Here is a 24,408-nt window from a genome sequence, read left to right as displayed (position 1 = left end):
GGAGCTGGGGGCGGCAAGGCTGTGTTCCGGCATCACGACGCGCCCGCCGTCCGGGCATACTCCAGGTAGGCCTGCCGCAAGCGCTCGCCCAGAGAGCCCGGCTTGCCGTTGCCGACCGTGCGGTCGTCGATCCGGGTGACCGGCATCACGAAGGTGCTGGCGCTGGAAACGAAGGCTTCCCGCGCCCGGTAAGCCTCCTCCAGCGAGAACGGGCGTTCCTCGAACGGGATGCCGGCCTCCCTGGCGAGCCGGATGATCGACAGCCGGGTCACGCCGTTCAGGATCAGGTTGTTGGCGTAGCGGGTAACCAGGGTGCCGTCCTCGGTCACGATCCAGGCATTGCTGGAGCAGCCCTCGGTCACGTTGCCGTCCGGGTCGAGCTGCCACGCCTCGAACGCCCCTGCCTCCACCGCCTGCTGCTTGCCCAGCACCTGCGGCAGCAACGCCACCGATTTGATGTCCCGGCGCAGCCAGCGGATGTCGGGAATCGAGATCACCTTGACACCGTTCTCCAACTGTTCCGGGGTCGCGAAGGCGGCCGCCCGCTTGGTCGTCATGACCAGGCTGCTGTGGGAATGCTTGGGAAATTTGAAGTCCCGCGGGGCGACTCCGCGCGTGATCTGGAGGTAGATCGTTCCCTGGGTCACATGGTTGCGGGCGATCAGCCGGCGCATCAGCAGCTTCAGTACGGGGGGAGCCACCGGCCTCGCGATTCGCAGTTCGTTCAGCGACCGTGCCAGGCGGTCCAGGTGCCCCTGCTCGTCGACGAGCCTGCCGTCGATGATCGTGACCACCTCATAGACCCCGTCGGCGAACTGGAATCCGCGGTCCTCGACATGGACCATGGCCTCGCCGTGGGGTACGAACCGGCCGTTGACATATGCGTATCGAGCCATGCTTTCCGCTTCTTTGGGTGAGCTTCTCAGGGGCGCGGGACGGGTCGGCGGGCGTTCAGAAGAACTCGAGCCGCACCGCGAACATCTTTTCGACCTTCTTCACCTGCCCGACCGCGGCCAGGATGATCACCCGGTCGTGCGGCTTGATCACCGTCGAGGGCCTGGGGATGATCACCTCCTCGCCGCGCACGATGGCGCCGACGATCACGCCGGTCGGCAGCTTGATTTCCCGCAACGGCGTGTTGATCAGGCTGGAGGTTTCCAGCGCCTCCGCCTCGATCACCTCGGCGAAGCCTTCGCGCAGGCTGTGGACCGCGCGGATCCGGCCGCGCCGGACATGCTGCAGGATGGTCGATACGGTGATGGTCCGCGGGCTGACCACCGCGTCGATGCCGAGCGTGGTGACCAGCGGCGAATACGTCGTCTTGTTGATCAGGGTGATGGCGCGCTGGCAGCCGTAGCGCTTGGCGAGCAGCGAGGCGAGGATGTTGCCCTCGTCGTCGTTCGTCACGGCGACCACCGTCTCCGCTGCCCGGACGTTGGCTTCCTCCAGGATCTCCGGGTCCAGGCCGTCGCCGTGCAGCACCATGGTCCGGTTGAGGCGCTGGGCGATGTACTGGGCGCGGCCGCGGTCGACCTCGACGATCCGCGCGCTGACCTGCGGATGCTTCGCCTCCAGCTCCTCGGCGAGGCACAGGCCGATGTTGCCGCCGCCCAGGATGATGATCCGGCGGGCCTCGGTCTCCTCGTGGCCGAAGGCGGCCATGGCGCGACTCAGGTGCCGGGTGTCGGCGACGAAATAGACCTCGTCCCCCGGCAGCATCTGGTCGTCGCTGCCAGGGATGATCGGCTTGTCGTTGCGGACGATCGCCACGACCTCGAGGTTCAGGTCGGGGAACAGGCCGGTCAGCTGGCGTAGCGGCGTGTGCAGGATCGGGCAGTTGTCGGAGCATATCACGCCGATCACCCGGACCTTGCCGTCGGCCAGCGGGATCATGTCGAACGCGCCAGGCACCTGGAGCCGGCGGGCGACCGCGCGGGCCACCTCGATCTCGGGCGATATGATCACGTCGATCGGCATGTGCTCGCGCGAGAACAGGTCTGCCCAGATCGGGGCCAGGTAGCTTTGATTGCGGACGCGGGCGATCTTGGTCGGCACGTTGAACAGCGAGTGCGCCACCTGGCAGGCCACCATGTTGACCTCGTCGGCCAGGGTGACCGCGATGATCATGTCGGCGTCGGCGGCGCCCGCCTGCTCCAGCACGTTGGGGTGGGAGGCGAAACCGACCATGGCCTGGACATCCAGCGTATCGCTGATCTTCTGGATCAGCTCCGGCGACTGGTCGATCACGGTGACGTCGTTGTTCTCGGTCGCGAGATAGCGCGCGATGTTGGAGCCGACCTGCCCGGCACCGCAGACGATGACTTTCATGGACCGGTGACCTTCATGACCTCAATCCCCGGCCAGCTTATGGGGGGGCTTGTCGTTGCCATGCACGCCCAGCGACTTCAGCTTGCGGTGCAAGGCGGAACGCTCCATTCCCACGAACGCGGCCGTGCGGGATATGTTGCCACCGAACCGGGTCACCTGGGCAAGCAGATACTCGCGTTCGAACACTTCGCGGGCCTCGCGCAAGGGCAGGCCCATGATCTCGCCGCCCTTGTCCCATTTCAGGACCGTCGGGGTGATGGCGCCGATCTCGGGGGGCAGCATGTCGGCGCGGATCGGCTCGCGCGGGTCGCCGGTCGACATGATCAGCAGCCAATCCACCACGTTCCGCAGTTGGCGCACATTGCCTGGCCAGTCATAGGCCTGGAGCGCCGCCATGGCGTCCTCGCCATAGTCGCGGGCCGGCAGTCCCGCCGTCTCGGACGAGCGGATCATGAAATGGCGGGCCAGGAGCGGGATGTCCTCCCTGCGTTCGGTCAGCGGCGGGACCCGGATGGGAACGACGCTGAGGCGGTAGAACAGGTCCTGCCGGAACCGCCCGGCCTCGATCTCCGACGGCAGGTCGCGGTTGCTCGACGCGATCACCCGGACGTCGACCTCCACCCGAGAGCTGCCGCCGACCCGCTCGAAGGTCTGCTCCTGCAGCACGCGGACGATCTTGCCCTGGGTCTCCAGCGGCATGTCGGCCACTTCGTCCAGCAGCAGGGTGCCGCCGTGGGCCTGCTCGAAGGTGCCGACCTTGCGCGGCAGGCCGTCCTGGCCGTGCTCGGTTCCGAACAGCTCGACCTCCAGCCGGTCGGGCCGCATGGTCGCGCAGTTGAGCCCGACGAAGGGGCCGTCGGCCCGGCGGGAGCGGGCGTGGAGAAGGCGGGCGACGACCTCCTTGCCGGAACCGGCGGGGCCGGTGATAAGGACCCGGCTGCCGGTCGGCGCCACCTTCTCGATCGAGTGCCGGACATGGTTGATCGCCGACGACTTGCCGATCAGCTCGACCTGGCCGCCGGTCCGAAGCCTCAGCTCCTCGTTCTCCCGCCGGAGCCGGGCCGCCTCGATCGCGCGCTCGACCAGGACCAGCAGGCGGTCGGCCTTGAACGGCTTCTCGATGAAATCGTAGGCGCCCTGCTTGATCGCGGATACGGCGGTCTCGATCGTCCCGTGGCCGCTGATCATGATGACCGGCAGGTTGGGATGCTCGCGCTTCAGCTCGGCGAGAATCTGGATGCCGTCGAGCCGGCTGCCCTGGAGCCAAATGTCCAGGATCACCAGGCTCGGTCTTCGGGTACCGACGGCGGCGATCGCCTGGTCGGCGTCGCCGGCCTGCCGGGTCTTCATGCCTTCGTCTTCGAGGATACCCGCAATCAGCATGCGGATGTCCGCTTCGTCATCGACGATCAGGATGTCATGCGCCATAGCGACTCTGTTTCTGCTGCGTTTCTTCGGCGGCCACGGCCGGCGCGGCGATTTCGGTCTTTGGGATCACCAGACGGACCTGGGCACCCGGACTGGGGGCACCCGGACTGGGGGCACCCGGGCCGGAAGCCCTGTCTTCGAGCACCAGCTCACCGCCATGGTCTTCCATGATCTTCTTGACGATCGCGAGCCCCAGCCCGGTGCCCTTGGCCCGCGTGGTGACGTAGGGCTCGGTGAGCCTGTCCCGTTCCTCGTGCGGCAAGCCCTTGCCGTTGTCGGCGATGACGATCGACACCCGGTCGTCGTCCACCTCGAGGCTGAGATCCACCTGCCCCGGCGGCAGCGTCCCGATGTCGGGCGCGGGGCGGCCGTCGATCGCGTCCACCGCGTTCTGGAGCAGGTTGGTCAGCGCCTGGGAGATCTGCCGGCCGTCGCACGGCACGGTGAGCGGCCCGGGCGGCAGGTCGGCCGTGAACTTGATGGCGGGATGGGCGCTGGACTGTAGGAACACGGCTTGGCGACACAGTTCGTTGATGTTCTGTGGCTTCATCACCGGGCTCGGCATCCGCGCGAAGGCGGAGAACTCGTCAACCATTCGGCCGATATCGTCCACTTGGCGTACGATGGTATCGGTACACATCTGGAACGTCTCGGGGTCGCTGGTGATTTCCTTGAGGTATTTTCGGCGTAATCGCTCGGCCGAGAGCTGAATCGGGGTCAGCGGGTTCTTGATCTCGTGCGCGATGCGACGCGCCACGTCGGCCCAGGCAGCCTTGCGTTGTGCCGAGAGCAGTTCGGTGACGTCGTCGAAGGTCACGACGAAGCCGCGGATGTCGCTTCCGACCGACTCGGCGGCGACCCTCACCAGCAGGGTCCGCGTCGCCCCGGCGCGGCGGAGTTGGACCTGGGCCTCCATCAGCTTGGCCGGGCGGCGCCGAATCATTCCCATCAGCTCGCCCATCTCGGGCGCCACGTCGACCAGCTTGCGGCCGATCAGGATCTCCGGGTCGTCCACCCCCAGCAGGTGGGCGCCGGACAGGTTGGGCAGGTTGATGCGGCCTTCGTGATCCAGGCCGACGACTCCGGCGGATACGCCGGCCAGCACGGTCTCGGTGAAACGCCGGCGCAGGTCGAGCTGGCGGTTCGCCTCGATCAGTTCGCGGCGCTGACTCTCCAGCTGGCTGGTCATGCGGTTGAAGGCCCGGCTCAGGGTGCCCAACTCGTCCTCCGGCAGCAGTTCCGGCACGCGGGCTCCCAGATCCCCTGCCCTAACCCGCTCGGCGGCGCCGATCAGCGAGCCGATCGGCGCCACCAGCGCCGTCGCGAAATTGAGGCCGATCCAGACCGCGGCCAGCAGCAGCAGAAGGGCGACCACCACGAAGATCAGCGTCACCGTGATCTGCAGGCTGGAGCGCTTGCCTTCCAGCTCGGCATAGGCGCTCGCCGCCTCCTGGGCCGACTCCATGTGGCTCAGCACCCGCGGCTCCACCAGCCGGCCGACGAACAGGAAGGTGTCGACGAAACGGTCCAGCCGGACCAGCGCCCTGACCCTGTCGTCGGTGTCGGTCACCATCAGGACGACCTCGCCCTGCCGGGCGCGTTCCAGGGCGCTCTCCGGGATCGGTTCGAACTCCAGCGTGAAGGACAGGCCGGAGCGCGCCAGCATCCTGCCGCTGCCGTCGAACACGATCGCCTCGGTCAATGCCCGCAATGCCGCCTGGGTCGCGACCACCTGGGCGAACCGGCCGGGATCGGTCAGCAGGCGAGCCGCCTCCCGGTTCAGGTCGTTGGCCATGGCCAGCGCGTCGGCCCGGATCACCTGCTGGTGCTCGTGAAGATAGGCCTGGGCGACGGCCCGCGACTCGTTGATCGCGGTGCGCACCCGTTCGCTGAACCAGGACTGGACGCCGACATAGAAGAAGATGGCGGAGAAGGCCGCGACGATGATCGCCGGCATGACGGCCAGAAGGCTGAAGGTCGCGACCACCCGGACATGCAACCGGGACCCCGCCAAGCCGCGCCGCCGCTCGATCCACAGCCCGACGATGCGCCGCGCGATGATGGCGCCGAGCAGCAGCAGCAGCGCCAGGTCAAGTGTCAGCAGCAGGCTGACCGTGTTGGGATCGTTGCCGAACGGGGGCGTCGCGGTCAGTGCCGCGTATGTCGCGAAGCCGGCGCCGATCGCCGCTACGGCCAGGGCGACGGCGAGCTTGCCGGCCAGCCCGACGCGGCTGGCCCAGATCAGGAACTGATTCCAGAAGGATTGCGGCATACCCGCGGGTTCGCTGGTCATCTGTCTCGTCGCACCGGGCTCCCCCTGAACCCGTCCTGTGACCAGGATGCCACGAGACCGATGCAGGGTGTGTTATTTTAGCCCACGTATGACCTGAATATCCAGTTCGCGAATCTTCTTTCTGAGGGTGTTCCGATTAAGTCCCAACATCTGTGCAGCCTTGATCTGGTTGCCGCGCGTCGCCGACAGGCTGAGCGAGATCAGCGGACGCTCGATCTCCCGCAGGACGCGATCGTAGAGACCGGCGGCCGGAATGCCGTCCTTGTGGGCTGCGAAATAGTCCTTCAGGTGCCGTTCCACCGCCGAGCTGAGGCCCTCGTTCTGGTGCTCCTCGACCTGGGGCGTGGCGGGCGCCGCGTCGGCCAGCTCGGACTCGATCACGTCGATGCCGATCACTTCCTGGCTGTAGAGCGCCGCGAGGCGCCGCACCAGGTTCTCCAGCTCGCGCACGTTGCCGGGCCAGCGATAGCGCTTCAGGCGGTCCATCGCCGGGCTGTCGATGCTCTTGATCGGCAGCCCCTGGGCGGAGGTAAGCGTCAGGAAATGGCGGACCAGCGAAGGGATGTCCTCGCTCCGTTCGCGCAGCGGCGGCAGGCGGATCGGCACGACGTTGAGCCGGTAGAACAGGTCCTCGCGGAACAGGCCCTGGCGGATCAGCGTGCGCAGGTCACGGTGGGTCGCGGCGATGATCCGGACATCGGTCTTGATCGGCGTGCGGCCGCCGACCGTCGTGTACTCGCCCTCCTGGAGGACACGGAGCAGGCGGGTCTGGGCTTCCAGCGGCATGTCGCCGATCTCGTCCAGGAACAGGGTGCCGCCCTGGGCCTGCTCGAACCTGCCCGTGGAACGGGTCGTGGCGCCGGTGAAGGCGCCCTTCTCGTGGCCGAACAGTTCCGACTCGATCAGCTCGCGCGGGATCGCCGCCATGTTGATCGCGACGAAGGCGCCGCTGCGGCGCTTGCCGTATTCGTGAAGCGCGCGGGCGACCAGTTCCTTGCCGGTGCCGGACTCCCCGGTGATCATCACCGTCAGGTCGGTGCCCATCAGCCGGGCCAGGACCCGGTAGATCTCCTGCATCGCCGTCGACCGGCCGATCAGGGGGAGCTGCTCCTCCGTCTCCGCATTGTCGAGGACGCTGTTGCCATTGAGGGCGAGCGGCTGAGGCGCGCTGAGGGCGCGCTCGACCACGTTGACCAGTTCCTTCAGGTCGAACGGCTTCGGCAGGTATTCGAAGGCGCCGCGCTCGGCCGCCTTGACCGCGGTCATCAGCGTGTTCTGCGCGCTCATCACGATGACGCGCAGTTCGGGGCGGATCTTCTTGATGCGCGGGATCAGGTCGAGGCCGTTCTCGTCCGGCATGACCACGTCGGTGATGACGAGATCGCCCTGCCCGTCGGCCACCCAGCGCCACAGCGTCGATGCGTTCCCCGTGGTCCGTACGTCGTGGCCCAGCCGGATCAGGGCCTGGTTCAGCACCGTGCGGATCGCGCGGTCGTCATCGGCGACCAGGATCGTCGATGACGGCATTACAACTGCTCCAGAGACTGTTCGAAATCGGCATACATCGGTAGCGATACCTTGAATACGGTTCGGCGCGGCAGTGTCTCGAAGTCGATGACTCCGCCATGGTCGCCAATCAGTTTCGCAACCAATGCAAGACCCAGGCCGGTTCCGTTCCGCTTGGTCGTGACGAACGGATCGAACAGATGCGAACGGAGATCCTCCGGTATGCCGTTGCCATTGTCCTGCACGCTGATCAGCAACGGCAGGTGGACGCGGCTGTCGGTTCCGGGAACCGCCAGCCGGACGCCCTGCTGGTAGGCGGTGCTCAAAATAATCTCACCGCTTTGTTCCGGAACCGCTTCTGCCGCATTTTTAATCAGGTTGAGGAAAACCTGGATCAGCTGGTCGCGGTTGCCGTACACGTCTGGCAGGGACGGGTCATATCGCTCGGTGAAGCGCACCGTGCGGGCGAAGCCGCTCTGGGCGACCTTGCGGACATGCTCCAGCACGCTGTGGATATTGACCGCCGTCCGTTCCGGCGGCCGCTTGTCGGAGAACACCTCCATGCGGTCGACCAGCGCCACGATGCGGTCGGACTCGTCGCAGATCAGGCGGGTCAGCTCACGGTCGGGTTCGGACGCGTTCTGTTCCAGCAGCTGGGCGGCCCCGCGGATGCCGGACAGCGGGTTCTTGACCTCATGGGCCAGCATCGCGGCCATGGCCGTGACCGAGCGGGCGGCGTTCCGGTGGGTCAGCTGATTGTCGATCTTGCGGGTGATCGACTTCTCGTGGAGCGACATCACCACGCAGTCCGCCGGCTCCCCCAGGGGTGCCACGCGGACCGTGACCAGATGGACGCCGATCCGGGGCGTGTCGAGGGTAACGCCGTATTCGGACATGCTGGCGCCGCCGGCGAGGGCCTGCTCGATCAGGAAGAACACCGGGCTGTCCGCCGGCAGCAGATCGGTCAGCGGCTGGCCGATCAGGGCCGCAGCGCCGCAGTCGAAGAACTCCTGGGCTTCCAGGTTGACGTAGCGGATCTCGTGCCGATCGCCGATCACCAGCACCGGGTCGGGCAGGGCGTTGAGGATGCCGGAGGGATCGATTTCCTGCCGCATCGGCTTGCGCCGCAGGGGAGTTGCCGCGCGCGCCATCAGGCTGCCATCCGTTCGATCTCGGGGGAATAGAAGGACCGGATCATGCCGAGCACGACAGCCGGATCGGAGACGCGGTTGACCTCGGCACGGAACTCCGCCGAGCCGGGCAATCCCTTGCTGTACCAGGAAACATGCTTGCGGGCGATCTTGACGCCGGCCTCGGTACCGTAATGTTCCAGCATGGCCTCGTAATGTTCGAGAAGCGTGGCGAGTTGGCTTTCGAGCCGCGGGTCTGGCAGGCGCTCGCCGGTGCGCAGGTAATGGATCACCTGACCGATGAACCAGGGACGGCCGTATGTCCCGCGCCCGATCATGACGCCGTCGGCGCCGGACTCCTCCAGGCAACGGGTCACGTCCTCGAAGGTGGTCATGTCGCCGTTGGCGACGACCGGGATCGAGACACCCTCCTTCACCCGGCGGATCGCCTTCCAGTCCGCGGTGCCGGTATAGAACTGGCACCGGGTGCGCCCGTGGACCGTGACCATCCGGATGCCGCATTCCTGTGCAATACGGGCTAGGTTGGGAGCGTTGCGGTTCGTGTCGTCCCAGCCCAGCCGCATCTTCAGCGTGACCGGGATATCTACCGCCTTGACCGTCGCCTCCAGGATGCGGGCGGCGTGAACCTCGTCCCGCATCAGGGACGATCCGGCGTGGCCGTTGACGATCTTCTTCACCGGGCAGCCGAAATTGATGTCGATCAGCGCGGCGCCCCGGTCCTGGTTCAGTCTGGCCGCTTCCGCCATGACCGCCGGCTCGCATCCGGCGAGTTGCACGGCCATGGGAAATTCCTCGGCGCAGTTGGTCGCCATCTTCATGGTCTGGCGCGACGCGCGGATCATCGCCTGGCTGGCGATCATCTCCGATACGACGAGGCCGGCGCCGGCTCGCTTGACCAGACGGCGGAACGGCATGTCCGACACGCCCGACATGGGGGCCAGGATGACGGGGTCGTCAATCCTGATGGATCCGATGCTAATGCCCATTCTTTGGGCAAATCCCTGTAATGCTGTCATTTTGTGCAGGCTAGCACGCATCCGGAAAATATCGCAAGCGCGAAGAATGCCGATGAAACTATCACTTGGGTCATGGCTGGAACCAATTCGGCTTTCCGGAGCAGTTTAGAGCCGGTTAGCTCATGAAATTAAAATATTCGTGACGAATTTGACGCCCGGATAACCCAAAGTAAGCAGCAGAAAAGCAAGAAGTACAAAGCGGGCGGCCCGCTTGCCCCGCACGCCGGTCGCGGCATGGGCGATCAGCAGTCCGCCGATGACGAGAAAGGTGGCGACAGAAAGAACTGTCTTGTGATCGACTCGAAACACGGCGCCCTGCTCGAAGTAAAGGACCGACATGCCGGTCGCCAGGCCCAGGCCCAGGACGATCTCCGACGCCACCAGCAAGCGCCCTTGGAGCTGCTCGCTGTCGGCCATCGGCGGCAGCATGCGGGTCAGCGCGGTCGGCCGCTTGGCCTTCAGGGCGCGCTCCTGCAGGAAAGCTGCCAGCGCCGCGACGGCCGCCAGCGTCAACAGGGCATAGGTCGTGACCGACACCGCGATGTGCAGGTCGACCCAGACGGTCGGGGCCGCGGCGCTCAGCGTCGGGTCCGGGGCCTCTGCCGTGGCCGTCGCGAACAGGCCCACCAGCATCAGGTAGGGCAGCAGCAGCGGCATCAGCCGCCAGCCGGAGCGAGTGGTCAGGCACAGGCCGGCATACAGAACCATGCAGGCGGTGATGCTGACCCATAGCGTCGTGGACAGCCCGGTGCGCCATGTACCGTCGAGCTGGACCACGGACCAGGCGAGCGGACCGGCGACGGCCACGAACAGGACGGCCCAGAACACCGCATCCGGTCCCCTGCCCTGCCGGAATCCGTCGCGCATGTATGCCAGCAGCGAGGCCGGCATCAATGCCAGCAGGGCGGTGAGGCTGAACATGACGTTCTGGAACATGCTTTTCCGTTCTACTCCGGTCCGGATGGCCGCTTGGCTGCAGCGGCGCGACAGGCTAGGCTCGGTGCCCGAAACTTCCAAGGTGCTTCGAAGAATGCGGACTCGACCATGACTTCATGCGTGGCACTGATCGTCGCCGCCGGCAGCGGAGAACGCTTCGGCGGCGACCGCCCCAAACAATACCAGGATTTGGGGAGCCGTGCCGTGCTGCACCATACGGTCGGCGCGTTTCTTCGGCATCCCGGCGTCGATGCCGTCCAGGTGGTGATCCAACCCGGCCACCGCGAGCTTTATGATGCCGCGGTCGCCGGCCTGGATCTGCCCGAACCCGTGGCGGGCGGCGCCACGCGCCAGGAATCGGTCCGTCTCGGGCTGGAGCGGCTGGCCGCCCGCGACCCGGCGCCCGCCTTCGTGCTGATCCACGACGCCGCCCGGCCGCTGGTCGGCGAAGCCACGATCCGCGCCGTGCGGGACAGGCTCGACGAGGTGCCCGCCGCGATCGCCGCCGTGCCGGTGACGGACACGCTCAAGCGCGCCACCGGCGGCCTCGTCAGCGGCACGGTCGAGCGCGCCGGCCTGTGGCGCGCCCAGACGCCGCAGGGCTTCCGCTTCCAGGAGATCCTGCGGGCGCACCGGGAACTGGCCGGTGCCGAACTGACCGACGACGCGGCGCTGGCCGAGCGGGCCGGGCTGGAAGTGGCTCTGGTGGAAGGCAACGCGGACAATCTGAAAGTGACCAATCGCGATGATATGGCGCAGGCCGCCATGCTGATGAACGCCTCCCTGCCGCCGGACGTGCGGACCGGGATGGGCTACGACGTCCACCGGTTCTCGCCCGGCGACCATGTGGTGCTGTGCGGCGTCGAGGTGCCGCACGAGGCGCGGCTGGAAGGCCACTCCGACGCCGACGTGGGACTCCATGCCCTGACCGACGCGATCCTGGGCGCTCTGGCCGCCGGCGACATCGGCAGCCATTTCCCGCCGAGCGACCCGCAGTGGCGCGGTGCCGACAGCGGCCTGTTCCTGCGCCATGCGGTCGGAATGGTCCGCGCCCGCGGCGGCATGATCGCCCATGCCGACGTGACGCTGATCTGCGAGCGCCCGAAGATCGGTCCGCATCGCGAGGCCATGGTCGCCCGTATGGCCGAGTTGCTGGGGATCGCGCCTGACCGGGTCAGCGTCAAGGCGACCACGACGGAACGTCTGGGCTTCACCGGCCGGGGCGAAGGCATCGCGGCGCAGGCGGTGGCTACCATCCGCCTGCCGGCGACCTGAAGGGGGAGGAAGCGCCGATGTTTCCCGACGATGTCCTGGACCGCGCGCGAGTCGTCCTCGCCGCCTTCGACGCGGCGGGCCTGAAGCTGGCGACGGCGGAGTCCTGCACCGGCGGTCTGATAGCCGGAGCCCTGACGGAGATCGCCGGCTCGTCCAGCGTCGTGGAGCGGGGCTTCGTGACATACTCCAACGAGGCGAAGACGGAATTGCTGGGCGTGCCGTCCGACCTGATCGGCCGGGTCGGCGCCGTCAGCGCCGAGGTGGCGGAGGCGATGGCGGCCGGCGCGGTCGCCCATTCCCGTGCGGATGCCGCTGTCGCGGTCACCGGAATCGCCGGGCCGGGCGGCGCCACGCCGGGCAAGCCGGTCGGCCTGGTCTATTTCGGGGTCGCCAAGCGCGGCGGCGCGCTCCGCCACGAGCGCAGGGTGTTCGAGGGCGACCGGTCGGCGGTGCGGCGGGCGGCGGTGATGTTCGCCCTGGAACTGGCGGCCGGAGTGGCGTCTCAGGGCGACAGGTAAAGGTCCTTGACGCTGGCCAGGGCGATCTGCATGCCGGGATCGCCCTTTTCGAGCACGTCGAAGGGCACGTAGGCGCTGAAATCCAATCCCGTGTCCTCGGACAGGCCGGCGATGCTGACCTGTGAGTCCTGGAAGTCGCCGAAAATGAAACGCCGCCGCCGCGTCGGCAGCAGGCGGGCCTGCGAGCGCTTGTAGCCTATCGCGGTGAGCTGGCGGGTGGCCGCGTTGGTGAAGACGACGACCTTCCAGAACTCCAGGGGGATCGGAACGTCGTAATAGACGGGATCGTCGTCCTGAAACACAGGGCCGGTGATGACCGAGATCCGGATGTTCTCCTGATCGGTGTTGTCGAGGATATAGTCCTCCAGCCCGAGCCAAATGCCACCGTTGAACGACTGCCGCTGCGGGCAGGCGTTGGTGGCGTGGAAGGTGTCGGCGTCGGCCAGCTTGGCCGTCTTCTTGTCCCCCCAGTTCGGATCCTCCCGGCGCGTCATGTGCCCGCGGCTGAAGAATCCTTCCTTGTCGCCGCCGTAGACGCCGTCGAGGATCTGGAACTCCCGCCCGATGCGCGGATCGAACCGCCAGATATTCGTACGCTTGACCGTCCGGTCCGACTTGGCGCCGTCGATGTTGACGGCGCTGAACAGCGGCAGCCGCCGCTTCTTCGAGACCTTGACGGAGAAATGGGTGTATTTGAGTTCGTGGGGATGGTCGCCGTCCGACAGCGCCGCGGGATCGACGCCGGCGACCTCCCAGGCTCCGCTCCCGGGCAGGGGGAGCGGCTGCGCAGCATCCACGAACGCCGGGTCGTACCCACTGCGGCCTGCGTAGTCCCCGATCGGCCGGGGCGTCCGCGCGACCCGCTGGGCCTCGACGGCCGAGGCGGGGCCGAAACGGCGAAGCGCCGGGGCTGAAGCGTTTCTGTTCGCCATGGGGTGCCTGAGGTGTGGCTGTTCAGGAACGAAGGCGGGGCTTCCGGGGCGGATGGCTGGACAACTTTCCATCAGCCGCGAGGTTCCACACGGGCAGCTTCCTTGCCGATGCGGCTACCGCCGCCTCGTCTCCTCCGACCGGCATGGCTCCGGGCACGAACTCGATGACATTGAGGTCGCTGAAAGACTCCACCGCCTCCCTCATCGTCTCCACCGAAGCATCGTCAAGTTCCCCACAGGTCACAGGACGAAACGGCGGACCTCCGGCCTGCCGCTTGCCGGACCCGGCGGTCCCTTGCCTGTCGATGGCTTTGTGCGGACAAGTCCCTGCCCCTCGTACAATGCGTCCCAACAGATAAGACCCGGGACGGCCCCTCAGGCCGGCGTCGAGGTCGTGGTGCCTGCGGTGGCCGTGCCGTCGCCGTAAAGCTGGCGGGCCCGGCTCTCGAATGCCGCGACCATGCGGCGGACGGCCTCGTTGAACAGCACCCCGATGATCTTCTGGAGCATCTTCGAGCGGAACTCGAAATCGACGTAGAAATCGATCAGGCAGCCGCCGTCTTCCGTCGGCAGGAACATCCAGTGGTTGTTCAGGTAGCTGAACGGGCCTTCGGTATAGGAGACGTCGATCCGGTCGGGCGGGCTCAGGGTCACGCGGGACGTGAAGCGTTCCCGGATCATCTTGAACCCGATGATCAGGTCGGCGTAGATCACGTTCCCTTCCCGCTTGCGGATCCGCGCCGCCAGGCACCAGGGGAGAAATTCCGGATACCTCTCGATGTCGGCCACGAGGTCGTACATCTGCTCCGGCTTGTAGGGCAGTACCCGCTTCTCTGCGTGTGTCGGCATCAGGTTTCCTTAGGAGGCGGCGGCCGCGGCAAGCTTGGCGTCGCGCGCGTCGCGCATCCGTCGGAAGTCGTCGCCCGCATGGTAGGACGAGCGGGTCAGCGGCGAACTGGACACCATCAGGAAGCCTTTACCGCGCGCGATCGCCGCGTAGCTGGCGAACTCGTCCGGCGTAACGAAGCGGTCCACCGCGGCGTGCTTGGGCGTGGGTTGGAGATACTGGCCGATGGTCAGGAAATCCACCTCGGCCGCCCGAAGGTCGTCCATCACCTGCAACACCTCTTCCTTGGTCTCGCCAAGCCCGACCATGATGCCGGACTTCGTGAAGATGCCGGGTTCCAGCTCCTTCGCACGGGACAACAGGTTGAGGGAGGTAAAGTAACGCGCGCCCGGCCGGATCGTCGGATAGAGCCGCGGCACGGTTTCCAGATTGTGGTTGAACACGTCCGGCCGCGCCCTGGCGACATGTTCGACGGCACCCTTCTTGCGCATGAAGTCGGGGGTCAGAATCTCGATCGTGGTGGCCGGAGCGGCCTCGCGGATGCTGCGGATCGTGCGGGCGAAGTGGTCGGCGCCCCCGTCGTCCAGGTCGTCGCGGTCGACCGAGGTGATGACGACGTGCTCCAGGCCCAGCGAACCGACGGCTTCGGCGACGTTGTCGGGCTCGTGCGGGTCGAGGAGGTCCGGGCGTCCGGTCGCCACGTTGCAGAAGGCGCAGGCGCGGGTGCAGACGGCACCCAGGATCATGAAGGTGGCGTGCTTCTTCTTCCAGCACTCGCCGATGTTCGGGCAGGCCGCCTCTTCGCAGACCGTGTTCAGCTTCAGTCCGCGCATCAGGCGCCGCGTCTCCGCATATTCGGCGGAAACCGGGGCCTTGACCCTGATCCAGTCCGGTTTGCGCTGCACCGGGTTATCGGGCCGGTGGGCCTTTTCCGGATGGCGGACGCGGTCGATCGGGGGGGATGCGGTCATGATTCCATCAAGCTCCATATGCCTATGCCAGAAGTGTACCGCCCCGACACGGACATCAAGGTGCAAATTGACCCAATAGCCTCGATAGGGAGACGCCGTGCCGCAGGGTCGGGAGCCGCGGCACGGGCGACTGGCCGTCAGTAGTGGATCGCCCTGCCGTAGGCGGCGAGGACCGACTCATGCATCATCTCCGACAGTGTCGGGTGCGGGAAGATGGTGTGCATCAGTTCGGCTTCGGTCGTCTCCATGGTCTTGGCGATGCCGTAGCCCTGGATCAGCTCGGTCACCTCGGCGCCGATCATGTGAGCGCCCAGCAACTCGCCCGTCTTGGCGTCGAACACCGTCTTGACCATGCCTTCCGGTTCGCCGAGCGCGATCGCCTTGCCGTTGCCGATGAAGGGGAAGCGGCCGACCTTGACCTCGTAGCCCGCCTCCTTCGCCTTCGCCTCGCTGAGGCCGACGCTGGCGACCTGCGGGTGCGAGTAGGTGCAGCCCGGGATGTTGCGGACGTCGATCGGGTGGGCCTCCTTGATCCCGGCGATGTGCTCGACGCAGATCACGCCCTCGTGGCTCGCCTTATGGGCCAGCCAGGGAGCGCCGACCACGTCGCCGATGGCGTAGAGTCCGGGCTCGTCGGTCTCCAGCCACTCGTTGACCAGGATGTGCGACTTCTCGGTCTTCACCTTGGTGTTCTCGAGGCCGATGTTCTCGACGTTGCCGACGATCCCGACCGCCAGGATGACCCGGTCGACCGTGATGGTCTCGGTCTTCCCGTTGGCCTCGATCGTGGTGGTGACGCTGTCGGCGCCCTTCTGGAACTCACCGACCTTGGCGCTGGTGTGGATCTTCATGCCCTGCTTCTCGAACGACTTGCGGGCCATGGCGCTGATCTCCTCGTCCTCCGCGGGGAGGATGCGGTCGACCATCTCGGCCACGATCACCTTGGCGCCCATGTTCAGGTAGAAGCTCGCGAACTCGATGCCGATGGCGCCGGAGCCGATCACCAGGATCGACTTGGGCATGGTGTCCGGAACCATCGCATGGCGATAGGTCCAAACCAGCTTGCCATCGGCCTTCATGTTCGGGAACTCGCGGGCCCGCGCACCGGTCGCGATGATGATGTGCTTGGCCTGGAATTCGCCGACGGTGGTGGTGCCGTCCTTCTCGACCTTGATCCTGCCCTTGCCGAGCAGGGTGGCATGGCCGTCGATGACGGTGACCTTGTTCTTCTTGAGCAGGTGCTTGACGCCGCCGGAGAGCTGGGAGGCGACGCCCCGCGACCGCTTGACCACCTTCTGGAGGTCGAAGCTGATCTCCTTGGCGGAGAAGCCGTATTCGTCCAGGTGGTGCAGCAGGTGCGACACCTCGGCCGAGCGCAGCAGAGCCTTGGTCGGGATGCAGCCCCAGTTCAGGCAGATGCCGCCCAGGTGCTCGCGCTCGACGACGGCGGTCTTCATGCCGAGCTGCGCCGCCCGGATCGCGGCGACGTAGCCGCCGGGTCCGCCACCGATGACGATGAGGTCGAATTCAGTATCAGCCACAGGCTTGTCTCCCCTTAGAGCAGCATCGACAGCGGATCTTCGATCAGCTTCTTGAAGGCGGCGAGGAACTCGGCGCCGACCGCGCCGTCCACCACGCGGTGGTCGACCGACAGCGTGCAGCTCATCATGGTCGCGACGGCGAGCGCCCCGTCCTTGACGATCGGCCGCTGCTCGCCGGCGCCGACAGCCAGGATGCAGCCCTGCGGCGGGTTGATGATCGCGCCGAACTCGCGGATGCCGAACATGCCCAGGTTGGAGATCGAGAAGGTCCCGCCCTGGAACTCCTCCGGCTTCAGCTTGCCGTCGCGGGCGCGCTTCGCCATGTCCTTCATGGAGTTCGAGATCTCGACCAGGCCCTTGGTCTCGGCCGCCTTGATGATCGGCGTGATCAGGCCGGTCGGGGTCGCGACCGCGACCGAGATGTCGGCGTTCTCGTACTGGAGGATCGCGTCGTCGGTCCAGGCGGAGTTGGCGGCCGGCACCTTCTTCAGTGCGAGCGCCGAGGCCCGGATGACGAAATCGTTGACCGACAGCTTGTACTCGTCCGACCGGCCGTTCAACTCGGCCCGGGTCTTCAGAAGCTGGTCGATCTGAAGGTCGATGGTCAGGTAGAAGTGCGGGACGGTCTGCTTGGCCTCGGTCAGGCGGCGCGAGATGACCTTGCGCATGCCCGTGTTCGGGATCTCGCGGAACTTCATCCCCAGCTTGGTCGAGAAGTCCCGGGCGTCGACGCCGGCGGGCTTCTGCGCCGACGGGACCGCTGCCGGCGACTGGCTGGCCGCCTGCCCGGCCGCGGCCGACGGAGCCGACTTGGGCGCCTCGATCTTGGGAGCCTCCGCCGCGGCAGGCTTGGCGCCCTTCTTGGCGGTGCCGCCGGAAACCGCGGCCTCGACGTCGTGCTTGACGATCCTGCCGTTGGGGCCGCTGCCCTGGATCTGCGCCAGGTCCAGGCCGGCCTGCTCGGCCATGCGCTTGGCGAGGGGGCTCGCGAAGACGCGGGCGCCGTCATGGGACGGAGCAGCCTGGGCGGCCGGGGCCTGGGCGGCATCGGCCTTGGGCGCGGGGGCCGCCGGGGCGGCGCCGTCGGCGGGCTTGTCCGCCGGCTTCGGCGCGGGCTTGCCGCCGCCGTCCAGGGCGGAGGCGTCCTCGCCCTCCTCCAGGAGGAGCGCGATCACCTGGTTGACGGCGACGCCCTGGGTGCCTTCGGGGACCACGATCTTGCCCAGCGTGCCTTCATCGACCGCTTCGACTTCCATCGTGGCCTTGTCGGTCTCGATCTCGGCGATGACATCGCCGGACTCGACCTTGTCGCCTTCCTTCTTGAGCCATTTCGCGAGGTTGCCCTCGGTCATCGTCGGCGACAGCGCCGGCATCGTGATTTCAATCGGCATCTAGTGTCCCCCCGAGGGCGCGCCGGAAGCAGTGCCGGCGCGCCGTCTTGTTGTCGCGTCAGCTCCGGTACAGAACGGCCTTGGCAGCCTTTTCGATGTCCTCGGGCTGCGGCAGGGCGAGTTTCTCCAGGTTGGCGGCGTACGGCATCGGCACGTCGGCGCCGTGCACCCGGTAGACCGGGGCATCCAGGTAATCGAACGCCTGCTCCATCATCAGGGCGGACATCTCGGCGCCGATGCCGGCGAACGGCCAGCCCTCCTCGACCGATACGAGCCGGTTGGTCTTCTTGACGCTGTTGACGATCGTCTCGGTATCGAGCGGACGGATCGTGCGGAGGTTGATCACCTCGGCCTCGATGCCCTGCTCCGCCAAGCGCTCGGCGGCTGCCAGCGCCTGGCCGACCATGTAGGAGAAGGCGGTGATCGTCACGTCCTTGCCGGCCCGCAGGATCTTGGCGCGGCCGATCGGGATGATGAACTCGGGATCCTCCGGCACGTCGAAGCTGTGGCCGTACAGGATCTCGTGTTCCAGGAACACGACCGGGTTGGGATCGCGGATCGCGGACTTCAGCAGGCCCTTGGCGTCGGACGCCGAATAGGGCGCGACCACCTTCAGGCCCGGCACGTGGGCGTACCAGCTGGAATATTCCTGAGAGTGCTGGGCCGCGACGCGCGATGCGGCGCCGTTCGGCCCGCGGAAGACGATCGGGCAGCCCATCTGGCCGCCGGACATGTAGAGGGTCTTGGCGGCGGAGTTGATGATGTGGTCGATCGCCTGCATGGCGAAGTTGAACGTCATGAACTCGACCACCGGCTTCAGCCCGTGGAAGGCGGCGCCGACGCCGAGGCCGGCGAAGCCGTGCTCGGTGATCGGCGTGTCGATCACGCGGCGGTCGCCGAACTCCGCCAGCAGGCCCTGGGTCACCTTGTAGGCGCCCTGGTACTCGGCGACCTCCTCGCCCATGACGAAGACCTTGTCGTCACGGCGCATCTCTTCCGCCATGGCGTCGCGGAGCGCCTCGCGCACCGTCAGCTTGACGCTCTTCTCGAAGTACTTGTCCTCGTCGCTGGCCGGCGGGGCGGCCTTCTCGCCGGCCGGGGGGGAGACCGGCAGGGTCGGCTTGGTCTCGTCCTCGCCCTTGACCTTCTGGAGGGCGACGGACTGCGGCGTGTTGTCGGAAACCTCCGGCGTCTCCAGCTTGCTGGCGTCCTCGTCCTCGCCCATCAGCAATGCTATCGGGGTGTTGACGGCGACGCCCTCGGTGCCCTCGGCGATCAGGATCTTGCCCAGCTTGCCTTCCTCGACCGCCTCGACCTCCATGGTCGCCTTGTCGGTCTCGATCTCCGCCAGGACGTCGCCCGACTTGACGTCGTCGCCTTCCTGCTTGACCCACTTGGCCAGCTTGCCTTCCGTCATGGTCGGCGACAGCGCTGGCATCAGAATTTCAATCGGCATTGCAGTTCCTCCGGCACCGGTTTCCCGTTCCGTCTTCTTCGGGCGGCAACGGGAGGGGCGACGCCGGCGTGGCGGCGGCGCCCCGGGGTGACCTCAAGCTGATGTTGCGACTTAAGCGTCGACCAGGATGTCGGTCCAAAGCTCGGCGGGATCGGGTTCCGGACTCTGCGTCGCGAACTCCGCGGCCTCGGCCACGATATTCTTGATGTCCCGGTCGATGGCCTTCAGCGCGTCCTCGTCGGCCGAGCCGTTATCCAGCAGCAGCTTCTTGAGGTTGTCGATCGGGTCCATTTCCGTCCGCATCTTGGTGACTTCTTCCTTGGTGCGGTACTTGGCCGGGTCGGACATGGAATGGCCGCGGTAACGGTAGGTCTTCATCTCGAGGATGACCGGGCCGTTGCCCTCGCGCGCATGGGCGGCCGCTTCCTCGGAGGCCTCCCTGACGGCAAGCACGTTCATGCCGTCGACCACGTGCCCGGGGATGCCGTAGGCGCTGCCGCGCTCGCACAGCTCGCCGGCGGAGGCGCGGTGCTGCGAGGTGCCCATGGCGTACTTGTTGTTCTCGATCACGTAGATTACCGGGAGCTTCCAGAGAGCCGCCATGTTGAAGCTCTCGTAAACCTGTCCCTGGTTGATGGCGCCGTCACCGAGATAGGTGACGTTGATGTTGCCGTCCTGGGAATACTTGTGCCCGAAGGCGAGGCCGGTGCCGATCGGCACCTGAGCGCCGACGATGCCGTGGCCGCCGAAGAACTTCTTCTCGCGGCTGAACATGTGCATCGAGCCGCCCTTGCCCTTCGAATAGCCGCCGCGGCGTCCGGTCAGCTCCGCCATGACGCCTTTCGGGTCCATGTCGGTGGCCAGCATGTGGCCGTGGTCGCGGTAGCTGGTGATGATGCTGTCGCCGGGGATCAGGACGTTCTGCATGCCCACGACCACCGCTTCCTGGCCGATATACAGGTGGCAGAAGCCACCGATGAGGCCCATGCCGTACATCTGCCCGGCCTTCTCCTCGAAGCGGCGGATGAGCAGCATCTCGCGATAGTACTTGAGCAGTTCCTCGGGTGAATATTGAGGGGTTTCGTCAGCCTGCGGCTTGCGACGTCTGGACGTAGCCAAGTGCTCCTCCCGATGTTAGGCGGGAGGGGTCCGTCCCTTCCCGCCCAGGCTCTTGCTTGGGATAGAACTAACGCCGTACCGCCCACAGCGCAACAGCATTTCTCGCAATACCTTGTTATCTAACGTGAATTTGGCCTTAACCCGGATTCGGTTAAGCTTATGGCAATGCAACGCTTTTCAGCGCCTCGGTGATCAGGGCTGACCGGCGGTTACTGGCGGCGCAACGCTGCTACGCGGTACGAGAATGATAACGTCGTCCGGGTGGCTGTAGTTCAGCACCGCCCGGGCACGTTCATCCAACATGTCCGGATCAAGATGATCACGGCGCAGCAGCGACGCGCGCTTCTCGAGCTCGATGCGCTGTTCGCTGACCTGGGCCAGGGTGGCCTGGGCTTGTAGGATCTCGTTCTGGAGATGAGAAAGCGCGATCAGGCCGCGGTCGCCCTGGACCGCGTGATACGCGAAATAGCCGACGATGGCGGCCCCGATCGCGGGGCCGATCGTCTGACGCAGGGCGCGGCCCACGGCGTCTTTTACATGATCGATTGCAGTCATGACGCGATGGAATCACGAAGAATTCCATCGCGTCAAACGAAAACTATCGATTGGGCAACGGATGCCGCAAATGTTGCGGCGTTACCCGCGGATCACGCTCTTTCCCGCGAAGCGCGCCGAACTGCCGAGCTGTTCCTCGATCCGGATCAGCTGGTTGTATTTGGCCAGGCGGTCCGACCGGGACAGGGATCCGGTCTTGATCTGGCCGCAGTTGGTCGCGACCGCCAGGTCCGCGATGGTAGCATCCTCGGTCTCGCCCGACCGGTGGGACATCACGGCGGTGTAGGAGGCCTTGTGGGCGATCTCCACGGCATGGAGCGTCTCCGACAGGCTGCCGATCTGGTTGACCTTCACCAGGATGGAGTTGCCCACGCCTTTGGCGATGCCGTCGGTCAGGCGGACCGGGTTGGTCACGAACAGATCGTCGCCGACCAGCTGGACCTTGCCGCCGAGCGCCGCCGTCAGGGCCGCCCAGCCGTCCCAGTCGTCCTCGGCCATGCCGTCCTCGATCGAGATGATCGGGTAGCGGCCGATCAGGTCGGTCCAGTAGGACACCATGGCCTCGGCGTCGAGCACCTTGCCCTCGCCCGCAAGGTCGTACTTGCCGTCCTTGAAGAACTCGGTCGAGGCGGCATCCAGGGCCAGCATGATGTCCTCGCCCGGCCTGTAGCCGGCGGCCTCGATCGCCTTCATCACGAAGCCGAGCGCATCGTCGGTCGAGGCGAGGTTGGGGGCGAAGCCGCCCTCGTCGCCGACATTGGTGTTGTGGCCGGCGTCCTTCAGCTTCTTCTTCAGGGACTGGAAAACCTCGGCGCCCATCCGGATCGCGTCGGCGCAGCTCTCCGCCGCGACCGGCATGATCATGAACTCCTGGATGTCGATCGGGTTGTCCGCATGGGCGCCGCCGTTGATGATGTTCATCATGGGGACCGGCAGCATGTTGGCGAAGGCGCCGCCGACATAGCGGTAGAGCGGCAGGTCGGCTTCCTGGGCCGAGGCCTTGGCGACCGCCAGGCTGACGCCCAGGATCGCATTGGCGCCGATCCTGCCCTTGTTGGGCGTGCCGTCCAGGTCGAGCATCAGCGCGTCCACGGCACCCTGCTCGCTGGCCTCCATGCCCGCCAGCGCGTCGAAGATCTCGCCGTTGACGGCATCGACCGCCTTCAGCACGCCCTTGCCGCCATAGCGGCCCTTGTCGCCATCGCGCAGCTCGACCGCTTCATGGGCGCCGGTCGAGGCTCCCGACGGGACGGCCGCCCGGCCGAAGGCGCCGGATTCCAGGGTGACGTCGACCTCGACGGTCGGATTGCCGCGGCTGTCGAGAATCTCTCGCGCGTGGATGTCGGTGATGACGGACATGCTTACCCCGAGGTGGCTTATTGGCGTTGTCGGGGCGCAGTCATAAAGGCTGGAGGGCGGGTTATCAAGGCGGCAGGCGGCACGGCTCCGGAGACCGCGCCGCCTGCCGCCCTGATCAGACCAGCCGGCTCTGATCGATCGCGGCCCGGATGAAGTCGGTGAACAGCGGATGCGGGCTCAGCGGCTTCGACTTCAACTCGGGATGGAACTGCACGCCGACGAACCAGGGGTGGCCCGGCAGTTCCACGATCTCCGGCAGGGCTCCGTCGGGAGAGAGGCCAGAGAACAGCAGGCCGGCCGATTCCAGCTGGCCGCGGAAGTTGATGTTGACCTCGTAGCGGTGCCGATGCCGCTCGCTGATCGTTTCGGAATTGTAGATCTCGCGGATCTTGGAGCCCTCGACCAGCCGGCAGGGATAGGCTCCCAGGCGCATGGTGCCGCCCAGGTCGTCGGTGCCCGTGCGCTGTTCGGTCTGGTTGCCGCGTTGCCATTCGGTCATCAGGCCGACCACGGGGACCACGTCGCGGCCGAACTCCGTGGAGCCGGCGTTCGGCACGTCGGCCATGTGCCGCGCCGCCTCGATCACCGCCATCTGCATGCCGAAACAGATGCCGAAATAGGGCACCTTGTGCTCGCGGGCGAACTGGACCGCCCGGATCTTGCCTTCCGAGCCGCGCTCGCCGAAACCGCCGGGCACCAGGATGCCGTGGACATGCTCCAGATGCTGGACCGCGTCGTCGGATTCGAAGATCTCAGCGTCGATCCAGTCCAGCTTGACCCGGACATTGTTGGCGATGCCGCCATGGATCAGCGCCTCGGCCAGCGACTTGTAGCTGTCGAGCAGGCTCGTGTACTTGCCGACCACGGCGATGGTCACCTCGCCCTCGGGCTGGCGGACGGTGTGGACGATGCGGCGCCAGCGGCTGAGGTCCGGCTCGCCATCGTGGGGCAGGCCGAAATAGCTCAGCACCTGAACGTCGAAGCCCTGCTCGTGGTAGCTGATCGGAACCGCGTAGATCGTGTCCACGTCGAGGGCCGCGATCACCCGCTCCTGACGGATGTTGCAGAACAGGCCGATCTTGCGGCGCTCGCTCTCGGGGATCGGGCGGTCGGCGCGGCACAGCAGGATCGTCGGCTGGATGCCGACGCTCAGCAGTTCCTTCACCGAGTGCTGGGTCGGCTTGGTCTTCAGTTCGCCGGCCGACGGGATGTAGGGCAGCAACGTCAGATGGATGAACAGCGCGCGGTCGGTCCCGACCTCGTTGCCGAACTGGCGGATCGCCTCCAGGAAGGGCGTGCTCTCGATGTCGCCGACGGTGCCGCCGATCTCGCACAGGACGAAGTCCTCGTCCGTGATGTCGGCGCGGATGAACTCCTTGATGGCGTCGGTCACGTGCGGGATCACCTGGACCGTGGCGCCCAGATAGTCGCCGCGCCGCTCGCGCTGGATCACCGTGGAGTAGATCCGCCCCGTCGTGACGTTGTCGCTCCGGCGCGCCGAGACGCCGGTGAACCGCTCGTAATGGCCGAGGTCGAGGTCGGTTTCCGCCCCGTCGTCGGTGACGTAGACCTCGCCGTGCTGGTACGGGCTCATGGTGCCCGGATCGACGTTGAGGTAGGGGTCGAGCTTGCGCAGGCGAACCTTGAAGCCGCGCGCCTGGAGCAGCGCACCCAGGGCCGCCGAGGCGAGGCCCTTGCCGAGCGAGGAAACGACGCCGCCGGTAATGAAAATGTACCGAGTCATGGTGCCTTGCCGATCCGGGAGTGAACACTAATGCCTGAAATG

The 24,408-nt window shown here is 66.5% G+C and carries 20 protein-coding genes; 2 read left to right on the top strand and 18 right to left on the bottom strand.

Annotated features, from left to right (window positions below):
• Positions 1–32: 32 nt before the first annotated feature.
• The 8 genes from DPR14_RS13115 to ccsA form a co-directional block, all read right to left on the bottom strand.
• The gene (locus DPR14_RS13115) at positions 33–896 is read right to left on the bottom strand and encodes a D-amino-acid transaminase (RefSeq protein WP_158045548.1); all 864 of its coding nucleotides are present in this window, start codon (positions 894–896) and stop codon (positions 33–35) included.
• Positions 897–951: 55 nt separating this feature from the next.
• Entirely contained in the window at positions 952–2,328 is a 1,377-nt protein-coding gene (gene trkA / locus DPR14_RS13110; RefSeq protein WP_158045547.1) for a Trk system potassium transporter TrkA, read from the bottom strand.
• A 21-nt stretch (positions 2,329–2,349) separates the two neighbouring features.
• A complete protein-coding gene (ntrX, locus tag DPR14_RS13105; protein WP_158045546.1) occupies positions 2,350–3,756 on the bottom strand; it encodes a nitrogen assimilation response regulator NtrX in 1,407 nt (468 codons plus the stop codon).
• Entirely contained in the window at positions 3,746–6,049 is a 2,304-nt protein-coding gene (locus DPR14_RS13100; protein WP_158045545.1) for a sensor histidine kinase NtrY-like, read from the bottom strand. The genes ntrX and DPR14_RS13100 overlap by 11 nt, the downstream gene beginning before the upstream one ends.
• A gap of 72 nt (positions 6,050–6,121) precedes the next feature.
• Complete coding sequence (gene ntrC / locus DPR14_RS13095; protein ID WP_158045544.1) at positions 6,122–7,576, bottom strand: nitrogen regulation protein NR(I); 1,455 nt, start codon at positions 7,574–7,576, stop codon at positions 6,122–6,124.
• On the bottom strand, positions 7,576–8,706 hold the full coding sequence (locus DPR14_RS13090; protein ID WP_158045543.1) for a two-component system sensor histidine kinase NtrB: 1,131 nt from the start codon (positions 8,704–8,706) through the stop codon (positions 7,576–7,578). The genes ntrC and DPR14_RS13090 overlap by 1 nt, the downstream gene beginning before the upstream one ends.
• Positions 8,706–9,692, bottom strand: a complete 987-nt coding sequence (gene dusB, locus DPR14_RS13085; protein WP_158045542.1) for a tRNA dihydrouridine synthase DusB — start codon at positions 9,690–9,692, stop codon at positions 8,706–8,708. The genes DPR14_RS13090 and dusB overlap by 1 nt, the downstream gene beginning before the upstream one ends.
• A gap of 150 nt (positions 9,693–9,842) precedes the next feature.
• Positions 9,843–10,658 (bottom strand): cytochrome c biogenesis protein CcsA, encoded by an 816-nt coding sequence (gene ccsA, locus DPR14_RS13080; RefSeq protein ID WP_158045541.1) that lies wholly within the window; start codon positions 10,656–10,658, stop codon positions 9,843–9,845.
• Positions 10,659–10,766: 108 nt separating this feature from the next.
• On the opposite strand from ccsA, the gene DPR14_RS13075 reads away from it, so the two are divergent.
• Positions 10,767–11,933 (top strand): bifunctional 2-C-methyl-D-erythritol 4-phosphate cytidylyltransferase/2-C-methyl-D-erythritol 2,4-cyclodiphosphate synthase, encoded by a 1,167-nt coding sequence (locus DPR14_RS13075; protein ID WP_158045540.1) that lies wholly within the window; start codon positions 10,767–10,769, stop codon positions 11,931–11,933.
• Between the two features lie 17 nt (positions 11,934–11,950).
• Positions 11,951–12,451 (top strand): CinA family protein, encoded by a 501-nt coding sequence (locus DPR14_RS13070; protein ID WP_158045539.1) that lies wholly within the window; start codon positions 11,951–11,953, stop codon positions 12,449–12,451.
• Here DPR14_RS13070 and DPR14_RS13065 read toward each other — a convergent pair.
• The 10 genes from DPR14_RS13065 to pyrG form a co-directional block, all read right to left on the bottom strand.
• Complete coding sequence (locus tag DPR14_RS13065) at positions 12,436–13,383, bottom strand: DNA/RNA non-specific endonuclease (RefSeq protein ID WP_192499463.1); 948 nt, start codon at positions 13,381–13,383, stop codon at positions 12,436–12,438. The two genes, DPR14_RS13070 and DPR14_RS13065, sit on opposite strands and share 16 nt — an antisense overlap.
• A gap of 375 nt (positions 13,384–13,758) precedes the next feature.
• On the bottom strand, positions 13,759–14,232 hold the full coding sequence (locus DPR14_RS13060; protein WP_158045537.1) for a type II toxin-antitoxin system RatA family toxin: 474 nt from the start codon (positions 14,230–14,232) through the stop codon (positions 13,759–13,761).
• A gap of 9 nt (positions 14,233–14,241) precedes the next feature.
• Positions 14,242–15,201 (bottom strand): lipoyl synthase, encoded by a 960-nt coding sequence (gene lipA, locus DPR14_RS13055; RefSeq protein WP_158045536.1) that lies wholly within the window; start codon positions 15,199–15,201, stop codon positions 14,242–14,244.
• A 137-nt stretch (positions 15,202–15,338) separates the two neighbouring features.
• Entirely contained in the window at positions 15,339–16,742 is a 1,404-nt protein-coding gene (lpdA, locus tag DPR14_RS13050) for a dihydrolipoyl dehydrogenase (protein WP_158045535.1), read from the bottom strand.
• 14 nt (positions 16,743–16,756) lie between these two features.
• Positions 16,757–18,133, bottom strand: coding sequence for a pyruvate dehydrogenase complex dihydrolipoamide acetyltransferase (locus DPR14_RS13045; RefSeq protein WP_158045534.1), 1,377 nt, complete (start codon positions 18,131–18,133; stop codon positions 16,757–16,759).
• A 58-nt stretch (positions 18,134–18,191) separates the two neighbouring features.
• A complete protein-coding gene (locus DPR14_RS13040; RefSeq protein ID WP_158045533.1) occupies positions 18,192–19,589 on the bottom strand; it encodes a pyruvate dehydrogenase complex E1 component subunit beta in 1,398 nt (465 codons plus the stop codon).
• A gap of 111 nt (positions 19,590–19,700) precedes the next feature.
• Positions 19,701–20,708 carry a pyruvate dehydrogenase (acetyl-transferring) E1 component subunit alpha gene (gene pdhA / locus DPR14_RS13035; RefSeq protein ID WP_158045532.1) on the bottom strand — a complete coding sequence of 336 codons (1,008 nt, stop codon included), beginning with the start codon at positions 20,706–20,708 and terminating at the stop codon, positions 19,701–19,703.
• A 192-nt stretch (positions 20,709–20,900) separates the two neighbouring features.
• Positions 20,901–21,263: an FtsB family cell division protein gene (locus tag DPR14_RS13030; protein WP_158045531.1), complete on the bottom strand. Its 363-nt coding sequence runs from the start codon at positions 21,261–21,263 to the stop codon at positions 20,901–20,903.
• Positions 21,264–21,344: 81 nt separating this feature from the next.
• Positions 21,345–22,622: a phosphopyruvate hydratase gene (gene eno, locus DPR14_RS13025; protein WP_158045530.1), complete on the bottom strand. Its 1,278-nt coding sequence runs from the start codon at positions 22,620–22,622 to the stop codon at positions 21,345–21,347.
• Between the two features lie 115 nt (positions 22,623–22,737).
• Positions 22,738–24,366 carry a CTP synthase gene (gene pyrG / locus DPR14_RS13020; RefSeq protein ID WP_158045529.1) on the bottom strand — a complete coding sequence of 543 codons (1,629 nt, stop codon included), beginning with the start codon at positions 24,364–24,366 and terminating at the stop codon, positions 22,738–22,740.
• Positions 24,367–24,408: the final 42 nt, after the last annotated feature.

The organism is Skermanella pratensis (genome assembly GCF_008843145.1).
GTDB classification, from domain to species: Bacteria; Pseudomonadota; Alphaproteobacteria; order Azospirillales; family Azospirillaceae; genus Skermanella; species Skermanella pratensis.
This window is presented reverse-complemented; position numbering and strand designations above follow the sequence as displayed.

Excerpts from the sequence above, each read along its gene's own strand:
- DPR14_RS13115 (WP_158045548.1), bottom strand. The coding sequence starts at position 896 with ATGGCTCGATACGCATATGTCAACGGCCGGTTCGTACCCCACGGCGAG.
- trkA (WP_158045547.1), bottom strand. The coding sequence starts at position 2,328 with ATGAAAGTCATCGTCTGCGGTGCCGGGCAGGTCGGCTCCAACATCGCG.
- ntrX (WP_158045546.1), bottom strand. The coding sequence starts at position 3,756 with ATGGCGCATGACATCCTGATCGTCGATGACGAAGCGGACATCCGCATG.
- DPR14_RS13100 (WP_158045545.1), bottom strand. The coding sequence starts at position 6,049 with ATGACCAGCGAACCCGCGGGTATGCCGCAATCCTTCTGGAATCAGTTC.
- ntrC (WP_158045544.1), bottom strand. The coding sequence starts at position 7,576 with ATGCCGTCATCGACGATCCTGGTCGCCGATGACGACCGCGCGATCCGC.
- DPR14_RS13090 (WP_158045543.1), bottom strand. The coding sequence starts at position 8,706 with ATGGCGCGCGCGGCAACTCCCCTGCGGCGCAAGCCGATGCGGCAGGAA.
- dusB (WP_158045542.1), bottom strand. The coding sequence starts at position 9,692 with ATGGGCATTAGCATCGGATCCATCAGGATTGACGACCCCGTCATCCTG.
- ccsA (WP_158045541.1), bottom strand. The coding sequence starts at position 10,658 with ATGTTCCAGAACGTCATGTTCAGCCTCACCGCCCTGCTGGCATTGATG.
- DPR14_RS13075 (WP_158045540.1), top strand. The coding sequence starts at position 10,767 with ATGACTTCATGCGTGGCACTGATCGTCGCCGCCGGCAGCGGAGAACGC.
- DPR14_RS13070 (WP_158045539.1), top strand. The coding sequence starts at position 11,951 with ATGTTTCCCGACGATGTCCTGGACCGCGCGCGAGTCGTCCTCGCCGCC.
- DPR14_RS13065 (WP_192499463.1), bottom strand. The coding sequence starts at position 13,383 with ATGGCGAACAGAAACGCTTCAGCCCCGGCGCTTCGCCGTTTCGGCCCC.
- DPR14_RS13060 (WP_158045537.1), bottom strand. The coding sequence starts at position 14,232 with ATGCCGACACACGCAGAGAAGCGGGTACTGCCCTACAAGCCGGAGCAG.
- lipA (WP_158045536.1), bottom strand. The coding sequence starts at position 15,201 with ATGACCGCATCCCCCCCGATCGACCGCGTCCGCCATCCGGAAAAGGCC.
- DPR14_RS13045 (WP_158045534.1), bottom strand. The coding sequence starts at position 18,133 with ATGCCGATTGAAATCACGATGCCGGCGCTGTCGCCGACGATGACCGAG.
- DPR14_RS13040 (WP_158045533.1), bottom strand. The coding sequence starts at position 19,589 with ATGCCGATTGAAATTCTGATGCCAGCGCTGTCGCCGACCATGACGGAA.
- DPR14_RS13030 (WP_158045531.1), bottom strand. The coding sequence starts at position 21,263 with ATGACTGCAATCGATCATGTAAAAGACGCCGTGGGCCGCGCCCTGCGT.
- eno (WP_158045530.1), bottom strand. The coding sequence starts at position 22,622 with ATGTCCGTCATCACCGACATCCACGCGCGAGAGATTCTCGACAGCCGC.
- pyrG (WP_158045529.1), bottom strand. The coding sequence starts at position 24,366 with ATGACTCGGTACATTTTCATTACCGGCGGCGTCGTTTCCTCGCTCGGC.